Source organism: Bradyrhizobium sp. SZCCHNRI2009 (assembly GCF_032485115.1).
In the GTDB taxonomy this organism is placed as follows: domain Bacteria; phylum Pseudomonadota; class Alphaproteobacteria; order Rhizobiales; family Xanthobacteraceae; genus Bradyrhizobium.
Genome location: NZ_JAUEUH010000002.1, coordinates 683496 through 700191 on the forward strand (window position 1 = coordinate 683496; position 16696 = coordinate 700191).

Consider the following 16696-nt stretch of genomic DNA (forward strand, 5'->3'; position numbering starts at 1 on the left):
GAGAACATGAGCGCAGTGCCATTGCGGAACAACAAGGCCGGTCTCGCGGAGGTGCGCAGCGTCACCGTGCTCGGCGCCACCGGCTCGATCGGCGATTCGACCATGGACCTCGTGCGCGGCGCGCCGGAGCGCTACCGCGTCGAGGCGCTGACCGGCAACAGCAACGTCCAGGGCCTGGTGAAGCTGGCCCGGGAGTTCAACCCGCGCTTCGTGGCGGTGGCCGATCCGGCCGGCCTCGACGAGCTGCGCGACGCGCTGGCGGGCACCGGGATCGAATGCGGGGCAGGGGAGAGCGCCATCATCGAGGCGGCAGCCCGTCCCGCCGACTGGGTCATGGCCGCCGTCTCCGGCGCCGCCGGCCTCAAGCCGGCGCTCGCCGCGGTGGACCGCGGAGCGACCGTGGCGCTCGCCAACAAGGAATGCCTGGTCTGTGCCGGCGATTTCTTCATGGAGCGGGCTGCGCGGGCTGGCGCCTGCATCCTGCCGGCCGATTCGGAGCACAACGCGCTGTTCCAGGCGCTGTCCTCGGGCAATCGCGAGGAACTGGTGCGGGTGATCATCACCGCCTCCGGCGGCCCGTTCCGCACCTGGGCGCCGGCCGATATCGAGCAGGCGACCTTGGCCCAGGCGCTGAAACATCCGAACTGGAGCATGGGCCAGAAGATCACGATCGATTCGGCCTCGATGATGAACAAGGGCCTCGAGGTGATCGAGGCGTCCTACCTGTTCGCGCTGTCGCCCGACGAGATCGACGTCCTGGTGCATCCGCAGTCGATCGTCCACGGCATGGTCGAGTTCTCCGACCGTTCGGTGGTGGCGCAGCTCGGCGCGCCGGACATGAGGATTCCGATCGCCCATTGCCTGGGCTGGCCGGAGCGCATCAAGGGGCCGTCGGCCCGGCTCGATCTCGCCAAGATCGGCACGCTGACCTTCGAGGCCCCGGACTTCGAGCGGTTCCCCGGTCTGCGGCTGGCGTACGATTCGCTGCGCACCGGGCGCGGCGCCACGACGGTGTTCAACGCGGCCAACGAGGTCGCCGTCGCGGCCTTCATCGCTGGTCACATCCGGTTCGGTGCGATCGCCCGGCTGGTCGAGGCGACCCTCGAGGACTGGACGCGTTCGGGTAATCTGGCACCGTTGACCTCGGCGGACGACGCCATCGCCATTGACCATGACGCGCGAAAAAGGGCCTCAGGCCTCTTGCCTCAAATCGCCGCAAAAGCATCTTAAAGGGTTGGACGGGCCACCGGCCCATCGGGAAGGTCATCGATGTCGGAATTTTTCCACCATATCTTCAATACGTTGAGCCACGGCCTTCTCGGCTACATCGTCCCGTTCCTGTTCGTGCTGACGATCGTGGTGTTTTTCCACGAACTCGGCCATTTCCTGATCGCACGCTGGGCCGGCGTGAAGGTGTTGACGTTTTCGCTCGGATTTGGCCCAGAACTGATCGGTTTCAACGACCGCCACAACACCCGCTGGAAGATCTCGGCGATCCCGCTCGGCGGCTACGTGAAGTTCTTCGGCGACGAATCCGAGGCCTCGACGCCTTCGGCCGAGGCGCTCGCCAAGATGACGGCCGAGGAGCGGGCCGACAGCTTCCACCACAAGACCGTCGGTCAGCGCGCTGCGATCGTCGCGGCCGGCCCGATCGCCAATTTCATCCTCGCGGTCATCATCTTCGCCGGCATGGCGCTGTATTTCGGCAAGCCGAACACGACCCCGCGGGTCGATGCCGTCCAGCCGGACAGCGTCGCGGCCCAGGCCGGCTTCAAGGACGGTGACGTCGTCGCCGCCATCGACGGCCGGGAGATCGAGACCTTCGCCGACATGCAGCGCGTCGTCTCGGTCAGCGCCGGCACCGAATTGTCCTTCCTGATCAAGCGGGACGGCACGGAACTCACCCTGAAGGCGACGCCGGCGCTCAAGGAGGTCAAGGACCTGTTCGGCAACAGCCACCGGATCGGCGTGCTCGGCATCCAGTACAACGCCAAGCCGGACGAATCGCGGTCGATCCCCGTCGGGTTCCTCGAGTCGATCAAGATCGGTTTCGAGCAGGTCTGGTTCATCATCTCCACGACCTTCAAGTTCATCGCCTCGCTGTTCGCGGGCGCCGGGAGCGCCGGCGACGTCGGCGGTCCGATCCGAATCGCACAACTCTCGGGACAGGCAGCCAGCCTCGGCTTCCAGTTCGTTGTGCAACTGTGCGCGACGCTGTCGGTCTCGATCGGGCTCCTGAACCTGTTCCCGGTTCCGCTGCTCGATGGCGGACACCTGTTGTTCTATGGGGTCGAGGCCGTCCGCGGCCGGCCGCTGTCGGAGCGGGCGCAGGAGATGGGGTTCCGAATCGGCCTCGGGCTGGTCCTCATGCTCATGGTCTTTGCAACCTATAACGATATCCTTCACCTCGCCGGGTCCTGAGCGCGGCTTTTTTACGACGTGGCCGTTGGGCAACGTTTTGAAACGAATTTGAAAATTCAGAGAGATCCGGCGTTTGCCGCCGGGTCCAAATTGGCTACAAGCGAACGACAAATGGGAATCTGTCGGGTTCGTAGGGGTACGGAACCGGCAACGGAATATAAGGGCGCGTAGCGCATGAAGTTCGGATTGCGGGTGCGGGGGGGCTTGGCGGCCGCCTTTATCATGTTCGCCGGCCCGGTGGCTTTGCCGCTGGCGAGCGTGGTTCTTTCGTCGCCAGCTGCGGCTCAGACGGTCAACTCGATCGAAGTGGTCGGTAACCGCCGCGTCGAGCTGGAGACCATCCGCTCGTACTTCAAGCCGGGCCCCGGCGGGACGCTCGACGCCGGCCGGGTCGATGACGGCCTCAAGGCGCTGATCGAGACCGGCCTGTTCTCCGACGTGAAGATCAACCGCCAGGGCGGGCGCCTGATCGTCACGGTCGTCGAGAACCCGGTGATCGGCCGCGTCGCGTTCGAGGGCAACAAGAAGGTCAAGGACGAGCAGCTCCAGGCGGAAGTGCAGTCGAAGCCGCGCGGCACGCTGTCGCGCCCGATGGTGCAGTCCGACGCCCAGCGCATCGCGGAGATCTATCGCCGCTCGGGCCGTTACGACGTGCGCGTCACGCCGGAAATGATCGAGCAGCCGAACAACCGCGTCGACCTGATCTTCACGATCGAGGAAGGCGCGAAGACCGGCGTGAAGTCGATCGAGTTCGTCGGCAACAACGCCTTCTCGTCCTATCGCCTCAAGGACGTCATCAAGACCCGCGAGACCAACCTCCTGAGCTTCCTCGGCTCGGGCGACGTCTACGATCCGGACCGTGTCGAGGCCGACCGCGACCTGATTCGCCGCTTCTACCTGAAGAACGGCTATGCCGACGTGCAGGTCGTGGCTGCGCTCAGCGAGTACGATCCGGAGCGCAAGGGCTTCCTCGTGACCTTCAAGATCGAGGAAGGCCAGCAGTACCGGGTCGGTTCGGTCGACTTCCAGTCGTCGATCGCGACGCTCGACGCCACCACGCTGCGCGGATATTCGCGCGTCAGCGTCGGCTCGCTCTACAACGTCGAGAACATCGAGAAGTCGGTCGAGGAGATGCAGATCGAGGCCTCGCGGCGCGGCTACGCGTTCGCGGTGGTCCGTCCGCGCGGCGATCGCAACTTCGAGGCTCATACGGTGTCGGTCGTGTTCGCCATCGACGAGGGCCCGCGCACCTATATCGAGCGCATCAACATCCGCGGCAACACCCGCACCCGTGACTACGTCATTCGCCGCGAGTTCGACATCTCCGAGGGCGACGCCTACAACCGCGCCCTGGTGGACCGTGCCGAGCGCCGCCTGAAGAACCTCGACTTCTTCAAGGACGTGAAGATCGTCACCGAGCCGGGCTCTTCGAGCGACCGCGTGGTCCTGAACGTCAACCTGGAAGAGAAGTCGACCGGTGACTTCTCGATCTCCGGCGGTTATTCGACCACGGACGGTGCGCTCGCCGAGGTCTCGATCTCCGAGCGCAACTTCCTCGGCCGCGGCCTGTTCGCCAAGGCGTCGGTGACCTACGGCCAGTTCGCCCGCGGCTACTCGCTGTCGTTCGTCGAGCCCTATCTGCTCGACTACCGGGTCGCGCTGGGCCTCGACCTCTACCAGCGCCAGCAGCTCGCCAACAACTTCATCTCCTACGGCACCAAGACGCTCGGCTTCAGCCCGCGCCTCGGCTTCCAGTTGCGGGAAGACCTGTCGCTGCAGCTGCGCTACTCGATCTATCGCCAGGAGATCTCGCTGCCGGCGACGCTGTCGGACTGTAACAACGTCGCGGCCGGCACCCTGATCGGCAACCGCTTCGTGCCGTTCAATCCGACGCCGGCGTTCATCAATGCGAATGGTCTCGCCGATCCGAACGGCGGTCTCGGCTGCTTTGCCAATGGCGAGGCCTCGCTGCCGGTGCGCCAGGAGCTGGCGAACGGCGCGACGCTGACCTCGGCACTCGGCTACACGCTGAACTACAACACGCTCGACAACAACAAGAACCCGACCGACGGCCTGCTGGTCGACTTCAAACAGGACTTCGCGGGTGTCGGCGGCGATGTGTCGTACCTGAAGACCGCGTTCGATGCGAAGTACTTCACCCCGCTGGTGTCGGACATCGTCAGCATCGTCCACCTCCAGGGCGGCATCCTGAACAAGATCGGCAATACGCAGCTGCGCATGCTCGATCACTTCCAGATGGGTCCGAACCTGGTTCGCGGCTTCGCTCCGAACGGCATTGGTCCGCGCGATATCAATCCATTCGGCACGCAGGACGCGCTGGGCGGCACCAAGTACTGGGGCGCTTCGCTCGAACTGCAGATGCCGTTCTGGTTCCTGCCCAAGGAGACGGGCCTGAAGGGTGCCGTTTACGCCGACGCTGGCGGCCTGTGGGGCTATCAGGGTCCGACGTCCTGGGCTGCGACGGGCGAGGTTAATACCCCCGGCTGTATCAAGCCGACGCGCAACCCGAACAACGCCGGCACCTGCCTTGGTCTGCAGTTCGATGACCAGAACAAGGTCCGGACCTCGGTCGGCGTGGGTCTGGTGTGGGCGTCGCCGTTCGGTCCGCTGCGCTTCGACTACGCGATCCCGCTCACCAAGGGTCAGTTCGACCGGACGCAGGAATTCCGGTTCGGCGGCGGTACATCGTTCTGAGCCTGGGCCGATCGAATCCGGGTTGGCATCGACCAACCTCGCCGGTGTAAGAAATGGGAGCTCGGTTCCGGGACACCGGAGCCGGGCTCTGACTTTTTGTCTTGAGAGTACGACGGAATGGCCCAGCCGACCTTCTTCCAATCGCCGCCGCCCACGACCCTGGCAGCGATCGCCGCCGCCGCCAAGGCCACCCTGGTCGACCCATCCCGCGGCGAGCAGGTCGTCAAGGGACTGGCGTCGCTCGACGAGGCCGGCCCGATGCATCTGGCGTTCTTCGACAACCTCAGATACGCAGGCCAGCTCGCCGGGACCAAAGCGGGCGCCTGCTTGGTCAGTCCGCGATTCGAGGCGCGCGTGCCGTCCCATGTCGCAGTGCTTCGCGCCAATCAGCCGTTCCGCGCCTTCGTGCTGCTCGCGCGCGAGTTCCATGCCGACGCACTGCGGCCGCAGCCCTGGTTCGGCGACGATGGAATCTCGCCTCAAGCCATCATCGATCCCACCGCGCGGCTGGAGGACGGCGTCATCGTCGAGCCGCTGGCGGTGATCGGCGCCCATGTCGAGATCGGCTCGGGGACGATCGTTGGTGCGGGTGCCGTGATCGGTCCCCACGTCAAGATCGGTCGCGACTGCAATGTCGGCGCCCGCACCGTCATCCAGTGCGCGCTGATCGGCAACGACGTCCTGATCCATCCTGGCTGCAGCATCGGCCAGGATGGCTACGGCTTCATCTTCTTCGGCGCGGATGGGCACACCAAGGTGCCGCAGACCGGGCGGGTGCTGATCCAGAACCATGTCGAGGTCGGCGCCGGCACGACGATCGACCGTGGCAGCCTGCGCGACACGGTGATCGGCGAGGGCACCAAGATCGACAACCAGGTGCAGATTGGCCACAATGTCACAATCGGACGGCATTGCCTGCTGGCGGCCCAGATCGGGCTGGCAGGAAGTCTCACGATCGGCGACAACGTCGCGCTCGGGGCGAAGGTTGGTATCAACAATCACCTGACGATCGGCGATGGTGCGCAGGTGACGGCGATGAGCGGCGTCAAGGACGACATTCCGCCGAACGGCCGGTGGGGCGGTTTCTTCGCCAAGCCGACCAAGCAGTGGTTCCGCGAGATCGTTGCGGTGGAACGGCTGGTGCGAGATTCGACCGCGACGAACAGGGACGAGGGACGGGAGTGATGGAGGAGTCACCCATCAGGTTTGCGGACGTCGACATCAACGAGATTCTCAAGACGCTGCCGCACCGTTATCCATTTCTCCTGATCGACCGCGTGAAGAACATCCGGGCCGACTACAGCGGCATCGGCGTCAAGAACGTTTCGATCGGCGAGCCCTGCTTCCAGGGGCACTTTCCGGAGCGGCCGGTCTATCCGGGCGTGCTGATGATCGAGGGCATGGCCCAGACCGCCGGCGTGATCGGCATCAAGTCGGTCGAGGGCACGGAAAAGCCGCGCGCGGTGTATTTCCTCACCATCGACAAGTGCAAGTTCCGCAAGCCGGTGCTGCCCGGCCAGACCATCGAGTATCACATGCGCTCGATCGGCCGGCGCAAGACGATGTGGTGGTTCCACGGCGATGCCAAGGTCGACGGCGTCGTCGTCGCCGAGGCCGATGTCGGCGCTATGCTGACCGACTGACGGGCTGGTAGAAAGTTGATTGCGTCGAAATGAGCAAGATTGATCCCACCGCACGCGTCGAGGATGGCGCCGTCATCGGTGAGGGGACCGTGATCGGTCCTTACTGCATCGTCGGCCCCAACGTCGTGATCGGGGCCAACTGCAAGCTGATCAGCCACGTCCAGATCATGGGCCACACCACGCTCGGCGATGACAACGTGATCTCGCCCTTCGTCGTGCTCGGCGGCGCGCCGCAGGATCTCAGCTATCGCGGCGAGCCGCATCGGCTCGAGATCGGCTCCGGCTGCACCTTCCGTGAAGGCGTGACGATGAACATCGGCACCACGAAAGGCGGCGGCCTGACCAAGGTCGGCAATGCCGGGTTCTTCATGAACAATGCCCATGTCGCCCACGATTGCGTTGTCGGCGACAACGTGATCTTCGCGACCTCGGCGACACTTGGCGGCCATGTTGAGGTCGGTGATTCCGTCTACATCGGCGGCCTGTCCGCGGTGCATCAGTTCACCCGCATCGGCCATGGCGTGATGGTCGGCGGCGTCTGCGGCGTACGCGGCGATATCATTCCGTATGGCCTCGCCAACGGCCAGTATGCCGCGCTCGAAGGTCTCAACGTCATTGGCATGAAGCGCCGCAAGTTCACACGCGAGCGCCTCGCCACGGTGCGTGCCTTCTATCAAAAGCTTTTCCATGGCCCCGGCGTGTTCGCCGATCGCCTCGCGGCGGTGCGGCCGCTGGCCGGCGAGGATCCCGCCATTGCCGAGATCCTCGCCTTCATCGATGGCGGCCGACATCGCGCCTTGTGCCTGCCCGAGATCGGCAGGCCGGCCATCGAGCCGTAGCGCCATGGCGACGCCGGCCGCCGTGACCTCTCCGCCGATCGGCATGATCGCCGCGGGCGGGGTGCTGCCTTTCGCGGTCGCCGATGCCATCGTCGCGCGCGGCCAGACGCCGGTGCTGTTCGCCTTGAAGGGCATCTGCGATCCAAAGCCGCTGGCGCGCTTCCGTCATCACTGGATCGGCCTCGGCCAACTCGGCAATGCCCTGAAGCTCCTGAAGGCCGAGGGCGTTCGCGATCTCATGTTCATCGGCAATCTCGTTCGTCCGGCCGTGTCGGAGATCCGCTTCGACTGGGGCACGCTGCGCGAGCTGCCCTACATCTGGTCGGCCTTTCGCGGCGGTGACGATCATCTGCTGTCCGGCGTCGGCCGCATCTTCGAGCGTCACGGCTTTCACATGATCGGCGTCAAGGACGTCGCCCCCAATCTGCTCGTGCCCGAAGGGCGGCTGACGCGGAGCGGGCCCAACGATCTGGTGACTGGCGACATCGCCAAAGGAATGTCCGTGCTCCGCGCCATGGCGCCGTTCGATGTCGGGCAGGCCGTGGTCGTGATCGACGGCCACGTCGTTGCGCTCGAGGACATCGAGGGCACCGACGGGCTGCTGGCCCGCGTGGCGCGGCTGCGCGCCGATCGCCGCATTCGTGCTGCTGCCGGGCGCGGCGTGCTGGTGAAGGCGCCCAAGGCCGGCCAGGACCTCCGCTACGACCTGCCGACCATCGGTCCGCGAACCATCGAGGGACTTTCGGCCGCGGGTCTCGCCGGAGTCGCCGTCGCTGCCGCCTATACTCTGCTCGCCGATCCCCAGGAGACAGTGGCTGCCGCCGATCGGGCAGGCGTGTTCATCACGGGTGTCACGGCGTGACGCCCCGGCCTCCGGCAGGCCCGGCCATGCGCAGGATCTGCCTGGTCGCGACCGAAGAGTCCGGTGATCGCCTCGGCGCCAGCCTGATGAAGGTGCTGCGCCAGCGGCTCGGCGACGGCGTCGAATTCTCCGGCGTCGGCGGCCGCGGCATGACACGCGAGGGGCTCGCCTCGCTGTTTCCGATCGAGGAGCTCTCGATCGTCGGCTTCGCGGCGGTGCTGAAGCAGCTGCCCAAGATCCTCTGCCTGATCCGCGGCACCGTCGATGCGATCGTTGCGGACCAGCCCGACGTGCTCGTCATCATCGACAGTCCCGATTTCACCCAGCGCGTGGCGAAGCGGGTTCACGCGCGCGATCCCGAGATTCCGATCGTGAACTACGTGGCACCGACCGTATGGGCGTGGCGCCCGGGCCGGGCACGCGCGATGCGCGGCTACGTCGATCACGTGCTGGGCTTGCTGCCGTTCGAGCCGGAGGCGTTCCGAAGGCTCAATGGTCCGCCCTGTACCTATGTCGGCCATCCCCTGATCGAACAGCTCGCCAACCTGCGCCCCAATGCGGCAGAGCAGGCGCGCCGAGATGCCGACCCTCCCGTTCTGCTGGTGCTTCCTGGCAGCCGGCGCAGCGAGGTCGCTCGCCACAGCGCCGTGTTCGGCGAGACATTGGCGCGGCTGCGCGCCCAAAACCTGGCCTTCGAAGCCGTGCTGCCCACCACGCCGCATCTCGAAGCCGCGGTGCGGGCTGGAGTCGCAAACTGGCCGCTCGTTCCGGAGATCATCACGGGCGAGGCCGAGAAGCGGGCAGCCTTCAGGCGCGCGCGCGCCGCGCTCGCCAAGTCCGGCACGGTGACCCTGGAGCTCGCGCTGTCCGGCGTGCCGATGGTGACGGCGTATCGCGTCGGCGAGATCGAGGCGTTCATTCTCCGGCGAGTCGTCAACGTGCAATCGGTCATTCTCGCCAATCTCGTGATCGGCGAGAACGTCATTCCGGAATTCCTTCAGGAAGCCTGCACGGCCGACAATCTCGCGCCCGTTCTCGCCGATCTCCTGGGCGACGGTCCGATACGTTCGCGCCAGGTCGAAGCGTTCGATCGCCTCGACGCGATCATGTCCACGGGCGCGGCCTCGCCAAGCGTGCGCGCAGCCGACATCGTGCTGGCAACGATGCGCAACGGACGGCGCTGATCAGGCCTGAAGCGGCATCTTGAATTCGAAGGTCGCTCTGTCGCCGGTCGACGTGGCCTGGAGCGTGCCGCCATGCGCTCGCGCAATCTCAGAGGCGATGTAGAGTCCGAGCCCGAGACCATGCTGGCTCGGACGCTCGCCACGCATGTAGGGCTTGAACAGATTCTGCATCGCCTTGTCCGAGATCGGCGGTCCGTGATTGGTGACGGCGAGCACGAAAGAGCCTTCGCTCGTTGTTGCGGAGACCTGGATCGGCTTGTCCTTGTCGCCGTAGGAGATGGCGTTGCCGAGCAGGTTCGAGAACAATTGCCCGATCTTGCTGCGGTCGCATTTGACCGGCTCCGCGATGTTGATCCGGGTCTCGATCTCGTGATCGGGCCAGGCCAGCCGGATCTCGGAGATGACCTGCTCGATCACCGGCGCCAGCGGTTGCCGCGCGTCGGGCTTGATCGTCAGGCCGCCGCCGAGGCGCCCCCGGGCGAAATCCATGATGTTGTCGACCAATCCGGCCATGCGCATGACTGATTTCTGAATCATGGAAATGATCTCAGGCGCTCTGGCGCTGTCCTGACTGCGGAGCAGCACGCGCATTCCGGCGTCGATCGAGGCCAGCGGATTGCGGAGGTCATGGCCGAGAACGCCGATGAATTGCTCTCTCAGCTCGGCGGTCCGGCGCTCGTCGAGCAGGTCAGCCTGGGTGATCTTCAGCCGTTCCTCGGTCGAAAACCTGCGCTTCTCGCTGAGGCCGAGGCTGGCCTGACTGAGCGCGAAGCGCTGATGAAGCTCCAGCTGGGCCGCGATCAACTCCCCGAACAGCTGAAAGGTGCTGACGATCTCGGGCCGGTCAAGCTCGCGCGGCGCTGGATCGATCGCACACAGGGTGCCCCAGATGGTCCCGTCGGACAGGGTGATCGGAGCGGAGATATAGCTGCGAAAGCCGTAGAGCTTTGGCGTCGGGTGATCGCGAAACATGCGATCCGTCTCGACGTCACAGATGACGACAGCTTTGCCTCGCTCCCGGACCTCACTGCAGATCGTCGTCTTGACGCGCAGCTCGCCGCCCTCTTTCAGGCCGAAATTGATGTCGTCGCGAACCGCACAACAGACCCATCGATCCGAGGTCACGCGCGCGACCGCAACGAATCCCATCCCGGTGATCCTGCTCACCGAGTCCAGAATTTTGGGAACGGCGTCGAGCTGCTGGACAGCGTCGACGTCCGGGTTGGGATTGGTCGTCATCGTATGCTCGAGCTGGTCCCCGATCCAGGATGCAAGTCGTGTCTTCGATTTGCACCGTTCAACGCATTCAGCCCCGGAACGTTCGCCGGAACAAAATGATCGTCGTGCGATTGAATGAGATTGGACAGGAGACAGAGTGTCCCGCGTTCGGCTCACAAGAAAAACAGTTCTGGTCGTTGAGGACGAGGGGCTGATCCGCGCCAACGCTGTCGACATGATCAGAGACCTCGGTTTCGAAGTCATCGAGGCAGCTGACGCCGATCAGGCCATTTCGCTTCTCGAACGATGTGACCGCATATCGGTGGTCTTCACGGACGTCCAAATGCCGGGGTCGATGGATGGCCTGCGGCTGGTCGCCGTCATCAGGGACCGCTGGCCTCCGGTCGCGCTCCTGGTGACGTCAGGTCAGGTGACCCCTTCGGAACTGCCGTCCGGCGCGCGCTTCCTTGCCAAGCCATACGGGGCCGAGCAGCTCAGGTCTCATCTCGAGGCGCTGGCCTGATGCACTCCCGGCCGATGCCGCGAGTCAGAAAGCTGCGACCTCACAAACGAAACGGCGCCGTCGGGATCGACGGCGCCGTTCGAAAGCGGAGTTGCGCTGCGCTCAGCCGCGCTTGTCCATTTCGACATAGTCGCGCGTCGCGACGCCGGTGTAGAGCTGGCGCGGACGGCCGATCTTCTGTTGCGGATCCTCGATCATCTCGCTCCACTGGCTGATCCAGCCGACGGTGCGGGCGACGGCGAACAGCACGGTGAACATCGACACCGGGAAGCCCATCGCCTTCAGGGTGATGCCCGAGTAGAAGTCGACGTTCGGATAGAGCTTGCGCTCGATGAAGTACTGATCGCTGAGCGCGATCTTCTCGAGCTCCATCGCGACCTTGAGCATCTGATCGTCGGCGTGGCCCGTCTCCTTGAGCACCGCGTGACACATCTTCTGCATGATCTTGGCGCGCGGGTCGTAGTTCTTGTAGACGCGATGGCCGAAGCCCATCAGGCGCACGTCGCTGTTCTTGTCCTTCACCTTGGCGATGAAGTCCGGAATCTTGTCGACGGTGCCGATCTCGGCCAGCATGTTCAGTGCCGCCTCGTTGGCGCCGCCATGCGCCGGACCCCACAGGCAGGCGATGCCGGCGGCGATGCACGCGAACGGGTTGGCGCCCGAGGAGCCGGCGATGCGCACCGTCGAGGTCGAGGCGTTCTGCTCGTGATCGGCGTGCAGGATGAAGATCTTGTCGAGCGCGTCGGCGAGAACCGGGTTCGGCTTGTACTCCTCGCACGGCACGGCGAAGCACATGTGCAGGAAGTTCTCGGCGAACGAGAGCGAGTTCTTCGGATAAACGAAAGGCTGGCCGATGGTGTATTTGTAGGCCATCGCCGCCAGGGTCGGAATCTTCGCGATCATCCGCATCGACGCGATCATGCGCTGCTTCGGATCGTTGATGTCGGTGGAGTCGTGGTAGAACGCGGCGAGCGCGCCGACCGAAGCGACCATGACCGCCATCGGATGCGCGTCGCGGCGGAAGCCGTGGAAGAAGCGCGACATCTGCTCGTGCACCATCGTGTGGTGGGTCACGCGATAGTCGAAATCCTGCTTCTGGGCCTTGGTGGGAAGCTCCCCGTACAGCAGCAGATAGCAGGTCTCCAGGAAGTCGCCCTTCTCGGCGAGCTGCTCGATCGGATATCCGCGGTATTCCAGGACGCCCGCGTCGCCGTCGATATAGGTGATCTTGGACTGGCAGCTGCCGGTCGAGGTGAAGCCGGGATCATAGGTGAACATCCCGGTCTGGGCGTAGAGCTTGCCGATGTCGATGACGTCGGGACCCACGGTGCCGCTCAGGATCGGAAGATCGAAATTCTTGTTGCCGACGGTGAGGGTCGCGGTCTTGCTTGCGGATTTTGCGTCCATCGTTTGTCCCCGATGAGATCGTTAGGCTTGGCCCTTGTTCTTTTTGAGAGATGGCAGGGCAGGTGGACTTTATCTAGTGCGGTGGCTTTGACATTCGCGTCACTGTCGCTGCCAACAGCTTAAGCGAAGGTCAAATCCGAAACCGTACTGGAATCTTATACTTACTAGTGTCCTTCGGCCCTAACATCCGTCAACGAGCCCGCCGCAACGTGTGAAGGATGTTCGAGCCGGGAAAACCAGTGGGTGCCGCGCAAATGCGTATCGTATTGCCCTGTGCGCTGCAAGATGGGGGGCCATGAGACCTTATGAGGTGGTCTGGTCCTCCAGACGGCCCAAGGATTCATCACGCCCCAGGATCGCCAGAACGTCGAAAATACCGGGTGAGGTGGTTCGGCCGGTGAGCGCCGCGCGGAGCGGCTGCGCCACCGCGCCCAGCTTGAGATTGTTGGCTTCAGCAAACGCACGCAGCGCGGCTTCTGTGGCCGGTCCGCTCCAGGACGCGACAGCAGCCAGCGCGTCACGCAGCCGGCCGATCAAGGCGCGGCTGTCCGGCGTCAGCAGGGCGGCGGCCTTGGCGTCGATCGGAAGCGGCCGGTCGGCAAAGATGAAGGCGGCGCCGTCGATCAGCTCCAAGAGCGTCTTGGCGCGCTCCTTCAGGCTCGGCATCGCCAAAGTGAGCTGCGCGCGCGTGGCGTCGTTGAGCTTGGCCTTGAGAGCCGCGCCGTTCGGCACGTAATTCAGCACGTCCTCGAACTGGCGCACCAGCGCCGCATCGTCGCTGTGGCGGATGTAGTGGCCGTTGAGATTTTCCAGCTTGGCAAAGTCGAACCGCGCCGCCGAGCGGCCGATCGCCGGCAGGTCGAACGCCTTGATCATCTCCTCGGTCGAGAAGATCTCCTGGTCGCCATGGCTCCAGCCGAGCCGCACCAGGTAATTGCGCAGTGCCGACGGCAGATATCCCATCGCACGGTAGGCGTCGACGCCGAGCGCGCCGTGGCGCTTCGACAGCTTCGAGCCATCGGGCCCGTGAATCAGCGGGATGTGCGACATCGACGGCACCGTCCAGCCGAGCGCATCGTAGATCTGCTTCTGGCGCGCGGCGTTGATCAGATGATCGTCGCCGCGGATGACGTGGGTGACGCCCATGTCGTGGTCGTCGACGACGACCGCCAGCATGTAGGTCGGATTGCCATCGCCTCGCAGCAGCACGAGGTCGTCGAGGTTCTCGTTCTGCCAGACCACGCGGCCCTGCACCTGATCCTCGATCACGGTCTCGCCAGTCAGCGGCGCGCGCAGCCGGATCGTCGGCTTGACGCCTTCGGGCGCCTCCTTGGGATCGCGGTCGCGCCACATGCCGTCGTAGAGCCGGGTGCGGCCTTCCGCGCGCGCCTTCTCGCGCATCGCGGCCAGCTCCTCGGCGGTGGCATAGCAGCGATACGCCATGCCGCTGGCGAGCAGTTGCTCGGCGACCTCGCGATGGCGCGCGGCGCGGCTATATTGGTAGATGACCTCGCCGTCCCAATCGAGCTCGAGCCATTTCAGGCCGTCGAGGATGGCGTCGATCGCCGCACTGGTCGAGCGCTCGCGGTCGGTGTCCTCGATCCTGAGCAGCATCTTGCCGCCGCGGCCGCGCGCATACAGCCAGTTGAACAGGGCGGTCCGGGCGCCTCCGATGTGGAGAAAGCCGGTCGGGGAGGGGGCAAAGCGCGTGACGATCGGGGTGGTCATGGGCGGCAGCACGAAATCCAGGCAGGGGCTCAAGAGGGCGGGGGGTGTATAGCAGGCCTATCGCATAACTAAAGCCTTCCTTGGGGGAAGCGGATTTGGCAGATAGGCTGCCAAATTCCGGAGCAGGATATTCTTGATGACCACGACGACAGACACGGCGGCGACGGCAGAGGCAGGGCGCGACTTCATCCGCGACATCGTCCAGGCCGATCTCGACAGCGGCAGGCACAAGACGGTCGTCACCCGGTTCCCCCCGGAGCCGAACGGCTACCTGCATATCGGCCATGCCAAGTCGATCGGCCTCAACTTCGGCATTGCCCAGGAGTTCGGCGGCCGCTGCAATCTGCGCTTCGACGACACCAATCCGACCAAGGAAGAGCAGGAATATATCGATTCCATCCAGGCTGACGTGCGCTGGCTCGGCTATGACTGGGGCGAAAACCTGTTCTTCGCCTCGGATTACTTCGAACGCCTCTACGACTGGGCCGAGGGCCTGATCAAGGCCGGCTTGGCCTATGTCGACGACCAGTCTCAGGAAGACATTCGGCTGTCGCGCGGCACGCTGACCGAGCCCGGCAGGAACAGCCCGTTCCGCGACCGTTCGGTCGAGGAGAATCTCGACCTGTTCCGGCGCATGAAGGCCGGCGAATTCCCGAACGGCGCGCGCGTGCTGCGCGCCAAGATCGACATGGCCGCCGGCAACATCAACCTGCGCGACCCCGTGCTGTACCGGATCCTGCACGCCCACCACCCGCGCACCGGCGACGCCTGGAAGATCTATCCGAGCTATGACTACGCGCACGGGCAGTCGGACGCGATCGAGGGCGTGACGCACTCGATCTGCACGCTCGAGTTCGAGGATCACCGTCCCCTCTACGACTGGTTCCTGGACAAGCTGCCGGTGCCGTCGCATCCGCACCAGTACGAGTTCGCGCGCCTCAATCTCACCTATACTCTGCTATCCAAGCGCGTGCTGACGCGGCTGGTGCAGGACGGCCATGTCTCCGGCTGGAACGATCCCCGCATGCCGACCATCGCCGGCCTGAAGCGGCGCGGCGTGCCGCCGGCGGCGGTGCGCGAGTTCATCAAGCGCATCGGCATCGCCAAGGCGAACAGCATCGTCGACGTCGGCATGCTCGAATTCTGCATCCGCGAGGAGCTGAATCGCACGGCGCTGCGCCGGATGGCGGTGCTGCGGCCGCTGAAGGTGGTGATCGAGAACTATCCGGAAGGCCAGGTCGAGGAGCTCGAGGCGATCAACCATCCCGACGATCCCGCAGCCGGCACGCGCAGGATCGCGTTCGGCCGCGAGCTCTATATCGAGCAGGACGACTTCATGGAGAATCCGCCGAAGAAGTTCTTCCGTCTGTCGCCGGGCAACGAGGTGCGGCTGCGCTACGCCTATTTCATCAAGTGCCGCGACGTCATCAAGAACGACGCCGGCGAGATCGTCGAGCTGCGCTGTACCTATGATCCGGCGACCAAGGGCGGCAACGCGCCTGATGGCCGCAAGGTCAAGGCGACGATGCACTGGCTGCCCGCTGCACAGTCGCTGACCGCCGAGATCCGCCTCTACAACCAGCTGTTCGCCAATCCGAGCCCCAATGCGGCCGACTTCACCGCCGATCTCAATCCCAACTCGCTCGAGGTCCTGACCGACGCGCGCATCGAGCCGGCGATCGCCGAGAGCAATTCCGACGCGCCGATGCAGTTCGAGCGCCAGGGCTACTTCGTGCGCGATCCGGATTCGACACCCGACAAGCTCGTGTTCAACCGCACCATCGGCCTGCGCGACACCTTCGCCAAGGAAGTCGCGAAGGGGTGAGGCAAGCGGAGACCGCGGGACGCGTGTGGCTCAGCTGATCGCGTCCTGCCCGGCCTCGGTCAGCGTCGGCACGCCGTCGGTGAGTTCGACGAGGCCGCGCTCGGTGAGCAGCGAAAGATCTTCGTCGGCGACAGGGGACAGCGTCAGCCGGTGGGCCTTGATGTCCCGGAGAGTCCAGCGCAGGTGGATCGCCTTCTCGAGCGCGAGGTCGGCGAAGGGGTCTTCAGGGTCGTGGGCGTCCATCCCCTGAAAAGCACGTGCGGCGCAAAAAGTTCCCCCGCAGCGGCCGTGCAGATTTCCAGGATTCCCGTTCCGTTCTGCTAGGCGCGCT

At 64.8% G+C, this 16696-nt stretch carries 14 protein-coding genes; 10 read left to right on the forward strand and 4 right to left on the reverse strand.

Going from position 1 to position 16696, the window contains the following annotated elements:
• The first annotated feature begins 6 nt into the window (after positions 1-6).
• The 8 genes from dxr to lpxB all read left to right on the forward strand — a co-directional run bounded on the left by dxr (position 7) and on the right by lpxB (position 9664).
• The gene (gene dxr / locus QX041_RS10710; protein ID WP_315711602.1) at positions 7-1230 is read left to right on the forward strand and encodes a 1-deoxy-D-xylulose-5-phosphate reductoisomerase; all 1224 of its coding nucleotides are present in this window, start codon (positions 7-9) and stop codon (positions 1228-1230) included.
• 39 nt (positions 1231-1269) lie between these two features.
• Positions 1270-2421, forward strand: coding sequence for an RIP metalloprotease RseP (gene rseP, locus QX041_RS10715; protein ID WP_316165248.1), 1152 nt, complete (start codon positions 1270-1272; stop codon positions 2419-2421).
• Between the two features lie 174 nt (positions 2422-2595).
• A complete protein-coding gene (gene bamA / locus QX041_RS10720; RefSeq protein WP_315711604.1) occupies positions 2596-5136 on the forward strand; it encodes an outer membrane protein assembly factor BamA in 2541 nt (846 codons plus the stop codon).
• Between the two features lie 117 nt (positions 5137-5253).
• The gene (gene lpxD / locus QX041_RS10725) at positions 5254-6321 is read left to right on the forward strand and encodes a UDP-3-O-(3-hydroxymyristoyl)glucosamine N-acyltransferase (protein ID WP_316165249.1); all 1068 of its coding nucleotides are present in this window, start codon (positions 5254-5256) and stop codon (positions 6319-6321) included.
• The gene (fabZ, locus tag QX041_RS10730) at positions 6321-6779 is read left to right on the forward strand and encodes a 3-hydroxyacyl-ACP dehydratase FabZ (RefSeq protein ID WP_284418776.1); all 459 of its coding nucleotides are present in this window, start codon (positions 6321-6323) and stop codon (positions 6777-6779) included. The genes lpxD and fabZ overlap by 1 nt, the downstream gene beginning before the upstream one ends.
• 29 nt (positions 6780-6808) lie before the next feature.
• Positions 6809-7618: an acyl-ACP--UDP-N-acetylglucosamine O-acyltransferase gene (lpxA, locus tag QX041_RS10735; RefSeq protein ID WP_315711606.1), complete on the forward strand. Its 810-nt coding sequence runs from the start codon at positions 6809-6811 to the stop codon at positions 7616-7618.
• 4 nt (positions 7619-7622) lie between these two features.
• Positions 7623-8480: an LpxI family protein gene (locus tag QX041_RS10740; RefSeq protein WP_315750910.1), complete on the forward strand. Its 858-nt coding sequence runs from the start codon at positions 7623-7625 to the stop codon at positions 8478-8480.
• 26 nt (positions 8481-8506) lie between these two features.
• Positions 8507-9664, forward strand: a complete 1158-nt coding sequence (gene lpxB / locus QX041_RS10745; RefSeq protein WP_316165250.1) for a lipid-A-disaccharide synthase — start codon at positions 8507-8509, stop codon at positions 9662-9664.
• On the opposite strand, the gene QX041_RS10750 is transcribed toward lpxB, so the two are convergent.
• Positions 9665-11146, reverse strand: a complete 1482-nt coding sequence (locus tag QX041_RS10750; RefSeq protein ID WP_316165251.1) for a GAF domain-containing sensor histidine kinase — start codon at positions 11144-11146, stop codon at positions 9665-9667.
• Between QX041_RS10750 and QX041_RS10755 the strand changes: the two genes are divergently transcribed.
• Positions 11040-11405 carry a response regulator gene (locus QX041_RS10755; RefSeq protein WP_315711610.1) on the forward strand — a complete coding sequence of 122 codons (366 nt, stop codon included), beginning with the start codon at positions 11040-11042 and terminating at the stop codon, positions 11403-11405. The two genes, QX041_RS10750 and QX041_RS10755, sit on opposite strands and share 107 nt — an antisense overlap.
• A 102-nt stretch (positions 11406-11507) precedes the next feature.
• Here the strand turns inward: QX041_RS10755 and gltA are convergent, their stop codons facing one another.
• Both gltA and gltX read right to left on the reverse strand, forming a co-directional pair.
• Positions 11508-12812: a citrate synthase gene (gltA, locus tag QX041_RS10760; protein WP_315711611.1), complete on the reverse strand. Its 1305-nt coding sequence runs from the start codon at positions 12810-12812 to the stop codon at positions 11508-11510.
• A 303-nt stretch (positions 12813-13115) separates the two neighbouring features.
• Positions 13116-14540, reverse strand: coding sequence for a glutamate--tRNA ligase (gene gltX, locus QX041_RS10765; RefSeq protein ID WP_316165253.1), 1425 nt, complete (start codon positions 14538-14540; stop codon positions 13116-13118).
• A 136-nt stretch (positions 14541-14676) separates the two neighbouring features.
• On the opposite strand from gltX, the gene QX041_RS10770 reads away from it, so the two are divergent.
• Complete coding sequence (locus tag QX041_RS10770; protein ID WP_316165255.1) at positions 14677-16365, forward strand: glutamine--tRNA ligase/YqeY domain fusion protein; 1689 nt, start codon at positions 14677-14679, stop codon at positions 16363-16365.
• 30 nt (positions 16366-16395) lie between these two features.
• On the opposite strand, the gene QX041_RS10775 is transcribed toward QX041_RS10770, so the two are convergent.
• Positions 16396-16608, reverse strand: coding sequence for a hypothetical protein (locus tag QX041_RS10775; protein WP_315711615.1), 213 nt, complete (start codon positions 16606-16608; stop codon positions 16396-16398).
• Between the last annotated feature and the right edge of the window lie 88 nt (positions 16609-16696).

Bases quoted from the DNA above. Each gene is read 5' to 3' on its own strand.
- dxr (WP_315711602.1), top strand. From the start codon at position 7: ATGAGCGCAGTGCCATTGCGGAACAACAAGGCCGGTCTCGCGGAGGTG.
- rseP (WP_316165248.1), top strand. From the start codon at position 1,270: ATGTCGGAATTTTTCCACCATATCTTCAATACGTTGAGCCACGGCCTT.
- bamA (WP_315711604.1), top strand. From the start codon at position 2,596: ATGAAGTTCGGATTGCGGGTGCGGGGGGGCTTGGCGGCCGCCTTTATC.
- lpxD (WP_316165249.1), top strand. From the start codon at position 5,254: ATGGCCCAGCCGACCTTCTTCCAATCGCCGCCGCCCACGACCCTGGCA.
- fabZ (WP_284418776.1), top strand. From the start codon at position 6,321: ATGGAGGAGTCACCCATCAGGTTTGCGGACGTCGACATCAACGAGATT.
- lpxA (WP_315711606.1), top strand. From the start codon at position 6,809: ATGAGCAAGATTGATCCCACCGCACGCGTCGAGGATGGCGCCGTCATC.
- QX041_RS10740 (WP_315750910.1), top strand. From the start codon at position 7,623: ATGGCGACGCCGGCCGCCGTGACCTCTCCGCCGATCGGCATGATCGCC.
- lpxB (WP_316165250.1), top strand. From the start codon at position 8,507: ATGCGCAGGATCTGCCTGGTCGCGACCGAAGAGTCCGGTGATCGCCTC.
- QX041_RS10750 (WP_316165251.1), bottom strand. From the start codon at position 11,146: ATGACTTCGAAACCGAGGTCTCTGATCATGTCGACAGCGTTGGCGCGG.
- gltA (WP_315711611.1), bottom strand. From the start codon at position 12,812: ATGGACGCAAAATCCGCAAGCAAGACCGCGACCCTCACCGTCGGCAAC.
- gltX (WP_316165253.1), bottom strand. From the start codon at position 14,540: ATGACCACCCCGATCGTCACGCGCTTTGCCCCCTCCCCGACCGGCTTT.
- QX041_RS10770 (WP_316165255.1), top strand. From the start codon at position 14,677: ATGACCACGACGACAGACACGGCGGCGACGGCAGAGGCAGGGCGCGAC.
- QX041_RS10775 (WP_315711615.1), bottom strand. From the start codon at position 16,608: ATGGACGCCCACGACCCTGAAGACCCCTTCGCCGACCTCGCGCTCGAG.